The 10,475-nt window shown below is 46.5% G+C and carries 13 protein-coding genes and 1 pseudogene; 7 read left to right on the top strand and 7 right to left on the bottom strand.

The annotated features are described in order from the left end of the window. Positions 1-189: 189 nt before the first annotated feature. Both ACINLD_RS06610 and ACINLD_RS06605 read right to left on the bottom strand, forming a co-directional pair. Positions 190-444 (bottom strand): hypothetical protein, encoded by a 255-nt coding sequence (locus tag ACINLD_RS06610; protein WP_026587497.1) that lies wholly within the window; start codon positions 442-444, stop codon positions 190-192. 96 nt (positions 445-540) lie between these two features. Continuing rightward, positions 541-1,245: a class I SAM-dependent methyltransferase gene (locus ACINLD_RS06605; RefSeq protein WP_026587496.1), complete on the bottom strand. Its 705-nt coding sequence runs from the start codon at positions 1,243-1,245 to the stop codon at positions 541-543. Between the two features lie 160 nt (positions 1,246-1,405). On the opposite strand from ACINLD_RS06605, the gene ACINLD_RS06600 reads away from it, so the two are divergent. Then, the gene (locus tag ACINLD_RS06600) at positions 1,406-2,803 is read left to right on the top strand and encodes a S41 family peptidase (RefSeq protein ID WP_026587495.1); all 1,398 of its coding nucleotides are present in this window, start codon (positions 1,406-1,408) and stop codon (positions 2,801-2,803) included. Positions 2,804-2,854: 51 nt separating this feature from the next. On the opposite strand, the gene ACINLD_RS06595 is transcribed toward ACINLD_RS06600, so the two are convergent. Both ACINLD_RS06595 and ACINLD_RS06590 read right to left on the bottom strand, forming a co-directional pair. Then, on the bottom strand, positions 2,855-4,336 hold the full coding sequence (locus ACINLD_RS06595; RefSeq protein WP_026587494.1) for a sodium:solute symporter: 1,482 nt from the start codon (positions 4,334-4,336) through the stop codon (positions 2,855-2,857). Next, positions 4,336-4,536 carry a DUF3311 domain-containing protein gene (locus tag ACINLD_RS06590; RefSeq protein WP_026587493.1) on the bottom strand — a complete coding sequence of 67 codons (201 nt, stop codon included), beginning with the start codon at positions 4,534-4,536 and terminating at the stop codon, positions 4,336-4,338. The genes ACINLD_RS06595 and ACINLD_RS06590 overlap by 1 nt, the downstream gene beginning before the upstream one ends. A 183-nt stretch (positions 4,537-4,719) precedes the next feature. On the opposite strand from ACINLD_RS06590, the gene ACINLD_RS06585 reads away from it, so the two are divergent. Both ACINLD_RS06585 and ACINLD_RS06580 read left to right on the top strand, forming a co-directional pair. After that, positions 4,720-5,646 (top strand): ring-cleaving dioxygenase, encoded by a 927-nt coding sequence (locus ACINLD_RS06585; RefSeq protein WP_077736613.1) that lies wholly within the window; start codon positions 4,720-4,722, stop codon positions 5,644-5,646. Between the two features lies 1 nt (position 5,647). Beyond that, positions 5,648-6,253, top strand: a complete 606-nt coding sequence (locus tag ACINLD_RS06580; RefSeq protein ID WP_077736614.1) for an alpha/beta hydrolase — start codon at positions 5,648-5,650, stop codon at positions 6,251-6,253. Positions 6,254-6,298: 45 nt separating this feature from the next. Here ACINLD_RS06580 and ACINLD_RS06575 read toward each other — a convergent pair whose 3' ends face one another. After that, the gene (locus ACINLD_RS06575; protein ID WP_026587490.1) at positions 6,299-6,919 is read right to left on the bottom strand and encodes a nitroreductase family protein; all 621 of its coding nucleotides are present in this window, start codon (positions 6,917-6,919) and stop codon (positions 6,299-6,301) included. 134 nt (positions 6,920-7,053) lie between these two features. Here ACINLD_RS06575 and ACINLD_RS06570 point away from each other — a divergent pair, with 134 nt between their 5' ends. From ACINLD_RS06570 to ACINLD_RS06560, 3 genes and pseudogenes are all read left to right on the top strand, one after another. Beyond that, positions 7,054-7,374, top strand: a complete 321-nt coding sequence (locus ACINLD_RS06570; RefSeq protein ID WP_026587489.1) for a winged helix-turn-helix transcriptional regulator — start codon at positions 7,054-7,056, stop codon at positions 7,372-7,374. A 31-nt stretch (positions 7,375-7,405) separates the two neighbouring features. Next, positions 7,406-7,586 (top strand): annotated as a pseudogene (locus ACINLD_RS06565) (3-ketoacyl-ACP reductase); the annotation flags it as partial. A 72-nt stretch (positions 7,587-7,658) separates the two neighbouring features. Then, the gene (locus ACINLD_RS06560) at positions 7,659-7,952 is read left to right on the top strand and encodes a hypothetical protein (RefSeq protein ID WP_077736615.1); all 294 of its coding nucleotides are present in this window, start codon (positions 7,659-7,661) and stop codon (positions 7,950-7,952) included. A 95-nt stretch (positions 7,953-8,047) separates the two neighbouring features. Here the strand turns inward: ACINLD_RS06560 and ACINLD_RS06555 are convergent, their stop codons facing one another. Next, complete coding sequence (locus ACINLD_RS06555; protein ID WP_026587486.1) at positions 8,048-8,743, bottom strand: expansin EXLX1 family cellulose-binding protein; 696 nt, start codon at positions 8,741-8,743, stop codon at positions 8,048-8,050. A 237-nt stretch (positions 8,744-8,980) separates the two neighbouring features. After that, the gene (locus ACINLD_RS06550; protein ID WP_026587485.1) at positions 8,981-9,451 is read right to left on the bottom strand and encodes a hypothetical protein; all 471 of its coding nucleotides are present in this window, start codon (positions 9,449-9,451) and stop codon (positions 8,981-8,983) included. Between the two features lie 81 nt (positions 9,452-9,532). Here ACINLD_RS06550 and rarD point away from each other — a divergent pair, with 81 nt between their 5' ends. Further along, a complete protein-coding gene (gene rarD / locus ACINLD_RS06545; RefSeq protein ID WP_410206953.1) occupies positions 9,533-10,465 on the top strand; it encodes an EamA family transporter RarD in 933 nt (310 codons plus the stop codon). The last annotated feature ends 10 nt before the right edge of the window (positions 10,466-10,475 follow it).

The following is a 10,475-nucleotide window of genomic DNA, read 5'->3' as shown; positions in this document are numbered from 1 at the left end:
TGATCAAGCAATACGAATTCGGCTTCGTTTTGAGAAGAATTTCTGGTGTAGAACATTAGCAAAACACCTTCCTTTTAAGTCCTTTTCTTTATTATAAAATGAAGAAATGGATGATTTAAGGGAAAAATAAAAGACTGTCGAGATTTTCTCGACAGCCTGAAGGCCGATACGTGTATCGGCCTTTTTCGTTTACCAAAAAAACAGCCCTGCGAGCGCTATACCCGCGATTAAACCGAGACCAATTCCGTAAGCAGGACCCCATCCCCACCAGCCTCCGTAAAAGCCGTAGCCGAATCCGGGGCCGCCTCTTCTGATCGCCGGGGCGATAAAAACCCTGTTCGGTGATACACGGACAATTTTGCCGACATGGACACGCCCGTTTCTGTCAGTGATTCTGGCAACCCTTCCAATATTTTGGTTACAAAACCTGTAGTAACGCTCCACTAAACATGCTCCTTCCATCATCTAGTATTCCTATTCAGCTTATGACGATATTGATAGAAAAGGTTGGACGAAAGAAGGAGGTGAAGCGCCGTTTTATCAACTGCATATAAAAACGATAAAGCTGAGATCATGCTGATATTTGGCCAGAAGCTGATGGTGCTGTTCCATCGTATGATAGGCTTTTGCCGAAATCACAGGCGACAAATCCATTTCGGTAACGGCTTCAAGGTCAACCGTTTCTTCCAACATGCTGGGAACGATTTCAACCTGTGAAAAGCCTTCTTTCCGAAGAGCGTGGACCCATTCATCATTATTGTATAAAACGGTAAAGCCGTAAAAATCCGTAATTACTTTTTTATCCTCTTTTGTGAGGCCGCCGTTTAAAAGAGAAACTTCAATGCCGATCAGCTTGCCGCCCGGCATCAGAAGCCGGCGGATTTCTTTTAAGGCCGCTTTGAAATCGGTGAAACTCAGCACCGATTCTGTTAAGACACAAGCGAAGCTTTCATCCTGAAACGGCGTTTTCTCGAGGCGGGACTGAAAAAGCGGGACGGAGAGCTGTTCTTTTGCAAACCTTTTTTTGGCTTTCTCAATCATGACCGGATCTGAATCAAGGGCGGTAACTGGAAACTGAAGGTGGCTCAAATAGGCGGCGGTCTGCCCGGTTCCGCAGCCCGCATCAAGAATCGGCAGCTCCGGATCGATATCGGCTTTGGCAAGCACCGCTTTTGTCAGCCGCATGCCGCCGGGGTGGGCGCCTGAGACGCCGAAAGTGGCCAGCATGTCTAAATAATCGCTCAAAATAAGATCCCTCCTTTTGTGTATGCATATGCAAAAATTGAAAAAACGTTTAGATATACAGGGAAAGACAACCCAGAAAAATCTCCTAGCCTAAGGGATGCGAGTTGACGAATAAAGACTCGTCCGTGATAATATGGTAAGAAGAAAAGGTGGTGTTCGTTTGAAACAGCAGTTAAAACTCTTTTTGGCAGTATTGATTACTGCCGTCGCCGCTTCGGCACTAACGCTTTTTATCGTACAAAGAGAAAACGGCGGGACAGTATATTCCGCATCAAACGGCGATAAATTTGACAAGCTGATGGCGGCGTATGACAAAATCAAGAGCGACTATTATCAAAATACAGACGATGAAAAGCTGACAGATGGTGCGATCAAAGGGATGCTAGAGGCTTTGGATGATCCGTATTCTACATATATGGACAAAAAAGAGGCCACAAGTTTTGAAGAAAGCATTACCTCTTCTTTTGAAGGAATCGGCGCCCAAGTGGAAGAGAAAAATGGACAAATTTTAATCGTCGCGCCTATTAAAGGCTCACCGGCAGAAAAAGCGGGCTTGAAGCCGCATGACGAAATTCAGAAAGTTGACGGCAAAAGCGTCAAAGGCAAAACTGTCAACGAAGCGGTTGCGATGATCCGCGGCAAAAAAGGCACGGAAGTCAAGCTGGTCTTAAACAGGGAAGGCGTCGGGCAAATCGATGTCACCATTAAGCGTGATACGATTCCGATTGAAACGGTTTATTCGAAAATGATCGATGGCCATATCGGCGAAATCCAAATTACGTCTTTCTCGGAAAACACGTCTAAAGAGCTGACAAAAGCGATTGACAGCCTCACCGAAAAAGGGGCGGACCGTTTTGTATTGGATCTCAGGGGCAACCCGGGAGGCCTGATGGACCAAGCGATTACAATGAGCAACCTATTCGTTGATAAAGGCAAAACGATTTTGCAAGTTGAACCGAAAAACGGTAAAAAAGAAGTATATAAAGCGGAAAATGAACGAAAAGTGACCAAGCCGACCGTTGTTCTCGTCAACGGAGGAACGGCGAGCGCCGCTGAAATCATGGCAGCTGCGCTGCATCAGTCTTCCGGTATTCCGATTGTCGGTGAAAAAACGTTCGGAAAAGGTACGGTGCAAAACGCGGAAAACTTCGCCGACGGATCAACAGTCAAGCTGACGATTGCCAAATGGCTGACGCCAAACGGGGACTGGATTCATGAAAAAGGGATCAAGCCGCAATACAAGGCCGAGCTTCCAAGCTACGCCAAACTGCCGTACCTCGACTCCAAAAAAGAGTATAAGTCAGGCAGCACAGGAGACGAAGTGAAAGCCGCACAGCAAATGCTCAAAGCGCTCGGCTACACGATAAAACCGACCGGCTCCTTCGATGATCAGACAGCAGCCGCCGTGAAAAAGTTTCAAAAAGATCAAAAGCTGAAGGCAACCGGAATCATCACCGGCGAGACAACCATCAGCCTGACAAACAAGCTGCAGAAAAAGCTTTCCGAAAACGATACACAGCTTGATAAAGCGATTGAAATTTTGAAAAAAGAAAAATAACTTAAAAACACCCTTGCACATTTTGCTGCAAGGGTGTTTTGCTGTATGATCTCAGGCGCTTTTTTGCACGCTTTTCTTTGCATCAAACAAAAAGCTGACGACAGAATTTGTCTTCACATTTTTCACAAAGAACGGATTCAGGATCACGAGAAAGACGAGATTGGCTAAAAGCCCCCAGAACCCTTCGTAAATGCCGAATGAGGTTTTCGTCACATAAACCGTAAACGTCACGATAAGGCCGATAATCAAACCGATGACCGTCGCTTCTTTTGTCTGGTTTCTCCAGAACAAGCTGATGACGATGGCCGGGAAAATCTGCACCATTCCGGATACCCCGAGAAGCTGAAGCGTCACAAGCGCCGCCGGGAACAGCATTCCGAATAACAGCGCAAGACCGATAACGACAAATACCATCGAACGCGTGATCATCGTCAGCCGGTTTCCCGAAACGCGGGGATTAATCAAATCGCGGTATAAATTGTTGGCAAACAGATTGGACGCCCCGATCGCCATAATCGAGCACGGGATGAGACTGGCCAGAGCGATCGTCGAATAGGCAAATCCTTGTGTGACACCGCCATAGGACGTCTGAATCAAATAAAGCAAAGCAAGTCTTGGGTTCGTGTCCTCAGGAAGGACGAGAAAAGCGATAAATCCAAGGAAGATCACAAGGATCAGCACGATATTATACAATGGGAGAAACATGCTGTTTTTCCTGAGGGCATCAGCGCTGTTCGCCGTAAAAACACCCGTTGCCGCGTGCGCCCACATAAATAAGGCGAGGGCGGAAACGATCGAGGCGGTAATAAACCAGGCAATTCCCCTTGGTCCATCGGAAGGGATGGTAAGCATTTGCGGTGCTTCACTTGCCAGTTTGTCAATCATCGGCGTCCAGCCGTTAAAATGAATGAGCGGCAGAGAAACGACCATAAACAACATCATCACCCAAACTAAAATATCCTTAATAATGGCGGTATATGTAGGCCCTTTAATACCGCTGAAAAACGTATAAAGCGCGACAAGTATAAAAGATATGATGACGACCGCATTCACGTTAATAAAATTCGTTCCCGCGACCCGCAGCGTGTCCTGGATTCCGCTGAGCTGAAGACAGATGTAGGGAATCAGCATCAGGACGCCGACGATCGCAACAAGCGATGACACGAGTTTGCTGTTGAATCGTTCCCGCGCATAATCAGCAAGGGTTGTCAAGCGGTGTTCTTTTGCCACATGCCATATTTTCGGCAGGAAAAAGTAAGCGATAAAATATGCCAGAACAGAATAAGGAATAGCAAAAAAAGCTGCGCTTCCGCTTGTAAATGCCGTGCTTGTCAGCCCTAAAAACGTATACGCCGTATAGAGGTCGGCGCCGACGAGAAACCAGACGAGGAGCCCGCCGAATCGCCTTCCGCCGACAGACCATTCTTCAACCGATTTGCGCGATTGTTTGTTGCTTCCGGCCAAAAATCCGATACAGACAACGCTCAGGATAATGGCCGCCGTTATCAAAAGAGCTGTTAAATTTCCCTGCATCATTCATAACCTCCGCTTTTTTCTAATCTGTAAATCACGAATGTAATCAACGGTGTCAAGACGATCCATAATACGAGCCAAAAGTGGAAAAACGGAAGCCCGAAAATGACCGGCTCAATCCGGTTGACAAACGGCAGCAAGACAAGCTGGCCGATAAAAGGGATGAAGAAAAGAATCGCAATCAAAAACCGTTTATTCACCTTATTTCCTCCTTGAAGCATTTTAATGTTCATTATCATAGCAGTTGTCAGATTCAATCACAAGATAATTATTAGAAAAAAATGATTTTTTAAATTATTAAAACAATACGTCTGCCTTGCGGAAATGATAATATAACATTACAATAATTAATATCTTGAATTCGAGATAAAAGGAGAATCATCATGAAAACAGAAGGACTTCACCATGTGACAGCCTTTGCGAAAGATCCAAAAGTAAATTTGGCCTTTTATACGGAGGTATTGGGTTTAAGGCTCGTCAAAAAAACGGTCAATTTTGATGACCCCGGCACTTATCATTTTTATTTCGGGAATGAAACCGGTGATCCCGGGACGATTTTAACATTCTTCCCATTTCAGCAGAGCTCACAGGGAATGGTTGGAAACGGACAGGCGGGAAGGATCGATTTAGCCGTGCCTAAGGGTGCGCTTTCCTTTTGGATAAAGCGCCTTAAAGAGAGGGGTATCAATGCTTGCGAATCAGTGCTCTTTAACGAGGCTGTTCTGCTTTTTCAAGATGCGGAAGGGCTCAAGCTTTCCATCACAGAAGATGAAGAAGGCGCAGAGAGCACATGGGAAGCGGCTGCCATTCCGGCTCGTTATGCGATCAAGGGCATAAAAGGCGTAACATTGAACAGCTATCGGCCTGAGGCGACGATCCGCTTTTTGGAAGAGCAATTCGGCTATCAAAAAAAAGGTGAAGATAAAGGATATGTCCGCCTTGAATCCGACGGAACAATCGGAAACCGTCTCGATGTCAAGCTGAATGAAAACGTGAGAGGCATCGGCGGATATGGCACGATTCACCATGTGGCTTTCAGAACGAATCCCGAAGAACAAAAAGAGTGGAGAAAACGGCTTCCTGAAAGCGGATTTTCCACTTCGGACATTCTTGACCGCCAATACTTCACATCCGTTTATTTCAGGGAAAAAGGCGGTATATTATTTGAAATGGCGACAGACGGTCCGGGCTTTCTCGTTGACGAGGAACTCGAGGACTTGGGAACGACATTGAAGCTCCCGGACTGGCTTGAAGAGCACCGCCGTCAAATCGAAGGCATTCTTCCAATATGGGAAAAGGGGGACATATAAAATGAACCATATTTTTGAGCGAGGGCAATCAGACGTTACATTGCTGCTTTTGCACGGAACCGGAGGGAATGAACACGACCTTTTGCCGATCGGCAGAATGATTGACCCGCATGCAAATCTGCTCGGAGTCAGAGGAAAGGTTTTGGAAAACGGCATGCCCCGTTTTTTTAAACGGTTGAGAGAAGGGGTTTTTGATGAGAACGATTTAATCGCAAGAACGGATGAATTGAAGACATTTCTCGATCAAGCGGCAGAAGAGCTTGAGTTCGACCGGAATCAAGTGGTGGCGCTCGGCTATTCAAACGGCGCCAATATTGCTGCAAGCCTCTTGTTTCTCCATGAACACGTGCTGAAGGGGGCCGTGCTGCATCATCCGATGGTTCCGCTTAGAAATAGGAAGCTTCCTGATATGGCGGGAATTCCTGTTTTTATCGGAGCCGGACAGACAGATCCGCTTTGTCCGCCCCAGGAGTCGGACGAGCTTGCCGGGTATTTCAAAAACGCCGGGGCGGATGTCGAACTTCATTGGGAAGAGGGCGGACATCAGCTCACACATCGGGAAATTGAACAGGCAAAAAACTGGTATGAAACACATCTCAAAGCATAAAAATAAACCTTAGTCCCTTTTTCGGGACTAAGGTTTTTCACATGTTTACAGCCATGTAGATACTTCAGAAACATCAAAGCGGCTGCTTTTGTGAGCCGGTTTCACCTGTTTTCCAATCGAAATCAGCATGACCGGTACATAGCGTTCATCAATATTGAATTCTTTCACAAACGCTTCCTTGTCGAAACCGCCCATGGCACACGTATCATAGCCCATCGCCTTGGCTGCGATCATCAGCTGCATCGCTGCAAGCGATGCATTGGTGAAAGCGGCGTCTCTGGCAAACGCACTGTTTTGGTAAGCGCCGTTAATCTGTCCGAGAAGCGTCTCTTTGATTTCTTCGGTCATATACCCTTCTTCTGTTAAAGGACCGTAGACGGCTTCCCCGTTTAAGTTTGCCTTGAGGTCTCCCAAGACAGCGACAACCGCTGATGCCTGGCTGACTTGTTTTTGGTTGTAGGCAATCGGGAGAAGCTTGTCTTTTGATTCCCGGCTGTGAAATACAGTAAAGTGCCAGTGCTGCAGGTTCCATGCTGACGGCGCTTTTGTTGTAATTTCCAAAAGCTCTGTCAGCTCCTCTTTCGAGATGGCGGCGCTTGTGTCATATTCTTTAATAGATGAGCGTTCTGTCAAAACTTGAATCGCTTGATTCTCCGATAAAGTCATGTGACTTCCTCCTTTACGATAAACGTGGTATGATAGAGTTAGATAAAAAGTTAGAAACTTACTTTTTGTAACTTCAATCAGTATTCTAATGGTGCAAAGACTATTTGTCAACTGGATATGGAGGGGTGAGAGAATTGGGGTTTACAATGTGTCCTAAAATGGAGGCCGCCTTTTCTTTGCTCGGCAAACGATGGAATGGACTGATCATCCATGTTTTATTGGATGGACCTAAACGGTTTAAAGATTTAACGGAAATGATACCAATGATCAGCCAAAAAATGCTGGCTGAACGTTTAAAAGAACTGGAGCAGGGTGGTATCGTCGAACGTCAGGTTTTGCCGGAGACGCCTGTGAAAGTGATCTATCAATTGACAGGCAAAGGAGCGGCGCTTGAACCTGTTTTGCACGAGATACAAAAGTGGGCAGAACACCATTGTGATGCGGAAGGGAACTGATAAGGATGGCCGGGCGAGTATTCGATCGCGGTCAACAGCATCACCAGGGTGGTTCTAAGACCGGGCATTTTGAAGATTTGCGGGCGAAAGACCGTGAGCAGCATTTTTCCAACAGTGTGGGCCGGCCCCTTGATATTGTTAAGGCGTGTTTTTACTTAACCGATCCGGACAACAGGTTTGTCAATGGTACGAACATTACGGTGGATTTATGAAGAATAGCCCAAACGTTTTCCGACTTTATGAATACCTTGACTATAGGCAGACATAAAGGAGGATAAATGCCGATGTACCCTCACATGCTTTATGGATACGCGAGATCGAATCCTGCCGGATATCCGGCTAGATCCCCGTTGTTTTGGGGATTTGGGGCGCCGCTTGTCGGCGGATTGCTGGGCGGATTTCTCGGAAGCGCGATTTTTAACTACCCTAGACCGTACGCTTATCCGCCGCCTTACCCGTATTACGGAGGTGTGCCTGGTGCGGGGTCTTATTACGGAGCCGGACCGGGAGGAATCCCTTACGGAGGAGCAGGCGTTCCCGCAGGAGCTCCATACGGAGGAGCGCCCGGCTATCGATAAAGGTTGCTAAGTTTACAGTCTAATGAAAATCTTAAAAAGAGACGGCGGTGAAAGCTGCGGGTTTCCGCAGCTGGCCGCCGTCTCTTAGTTTAGGATTAGTCTGGGAACTGCACGTTCCCAGATACAGTGTATGCACTGGACGTTCCGTTTTCCGGAAGTTTCGGAATCGTGTCTTTTACGACTTTTCCGCGGATATCCGTGATCCTGACTTTTAAAGGGCTTGTCCCCAAATTGGTGCTGACAAAATGGTTGTAGTCCGTTTTCTCCATGTTGACCCATTTTCCGTCTTTATAATATTCCATTTTCATAACGGGATATTTGTGGTTTCTCACTTGAATCGCCGCCCACCACTGACTGCTTCCTTCTTTGATCCGGTATGTGAAATTGCCTTTGATCGGCGCTTTGACGACCCGCCATTTCACATTGATCTTTCCGTCTTTCATATCGCCGATCTTTCGAAAAGCGTTCGGTGAAAGGTCGAGCGCCCCGGGAGCACCTTCCGGATATAGATCGGTCACATAGACCGTCGTCTTTCCTTTAGGGCCTTCCACTTCAAGGTATGCTCCGGCGAGAGCCGCTTTTACACCGCCATAATTGAGGTCTGTCGGATTTAAAGCGGTGATTTCCATATCGGATGGAATCGGATCAAGCAGCAAAGCGCCGCCTGAATACCCTGAACCCGTATAAGTGGCATAGCCCTTGTGCAGGTCATTGTATGCGGCCGATGCCTGTGTGGCAAAACAAAGCACCATCAACATCACCGCGAGCAACATGCTGATTTTCTTTTTCATACAAGCCCTCCTTTAATTGAGAATTATTTTCATTATAAAACCGGACTGACTTTGCCGAAAGAGGCAATAGACATAGATTTATTCATACGGATTGACTAAAATGTCACGAACAAAAGGCATGGTTTCTGCCTCAGGCAAAAGAGATGAAAGACTTCGGTCTTAAATGGTAATATGAATCAGGGAGCGGTTTTTCGGGAGGCGAAAAAAACAGCCTGCTTATCTCAAGCGGGGCCGTTTTTAAAACGTGATGTCGATTTCTGAAAGATTGAAGTCTTCGTTTTTAAAAAACATGACTTCCAGGATGCCGTCTTTATACAAGGCTTTGGTGCCTTTTCTGCGTACAAGAGAGGGGAGAATCACCTTTTTCTGCTGCCCTGGTTCAGGGTAGTTTTCCATGATGAGGGTTTGTGAAGTATGTTTAATTTTCAATGGGTTAAGCTGTTCTTTTGTAAGTGGAATTTTGACAAATACATGACTGGTCGTTTCAAAGACATCAATTGGATCGTGTTCGTCTGACGGACCATGTTCTTTTGCCGCCGGCGATTCTTGAGAGAGAGGATCGCGAAAAGGAAACTGACCTGTATATCCCGGTCCAAAGACGTTTTTCATGATTTGATGGATATATTGTTCAACATCTTTCGGGTCAGCGCCTTGCACTCCGTCCTTAGAAAACTGCTGAAATGGAAAAAAGCGTTGCCAATCAAACACGGGTAACACTTCCTTTCACATAGACGGTACAGTATATGCCAATAAGCGCGGATCGTGATGAAGAAAGGAAAGGAATCACAGATGAATCACACAGCTCAAACGAAAGGGATTATTTACACAGCATGTTCTTATTTATTATGGGGGCTGCTTCCTTTATATTGGAAAGTTCTCGATCAAACGGCAGCTCTTGATATCCTTGCACACCGCATCATTTGGTCGTTTGTTTTTATGTGCGGGGTGCTTCTCGCGATGCGGCAATGGAAAAACGGGGTCAAGGCTTTTCAGTCGCTCTTGGCGAATCGAAAAGCTCTCGTTCCGCTCGTATGTTCCTCCGTTTTGATTTCAATCAATTGGTATGTCTACATATGGGCCGTCGGCCACGGCTATATACTTGAAGCGAGCCTCGGCTATTACATCAATCCGCTTGTTTCGATCGTGCTCGGCATCATATTTTTGAAAGAGAAACTGTCCCGTCTGCAGACAGCGGCGGTTCTCCTTGCGGCAGCCGGCGTCCTGATATCCGCTTTTCAATACGGCTCTGTGCCGTACATTGCCCTGATGCTCGCTTTCAGCTTCGGACTTTACGGATTGGCAAAAAAACGGATGTCGCTTTCAAGCGCCATCGGGCTTACACTTGAAACGCTGATGATCGCGCCTGTCGCCGTTGTCTACTTATTGTTTTTTCGCCATCCTGAGCATTCGCTGGCTGCATCCGGCGGTATCGGCACGATGATTTTATTGTTTTTAGCCGGTGTGTTAACGGCCATTCCGCTCCTGTTGTTCGCAGAAGGAGCCAAAAAGCTTCCGCTGTATCAAGTCGGCATTTTGCAGTATATCGCTCCAACCATTACGTTATGTTTAGGCGTATTCGTCTACCATGAACCGTTCGGCAGCGCCAAGGCTTTAACATTCTCATGCATTTGGGCCGCACTCGTATTGTTTACCCTCTCACAGTTTAAATGGAAGAAGCCGTCTAAAGTATTGGTGAAAAGAAAAAACTCGTATCACTCCTAAGCCCTTTTTC

The organism is Bacillus sp. z60-11 (genome assembly GCF_046464135.1).
GTDB classification, from domain to species: domain Bacteria; phylum Bacillota; class Bacilli; order Bacillales; family Bacillaceae; genus Bacillus; species Bacillus sonorensis_A.
The sequence above is the reverse complement of the archived record's forward strand: the minus strand, read 5'-3'. Positions and strand labels throughout refer to the sequence as shown.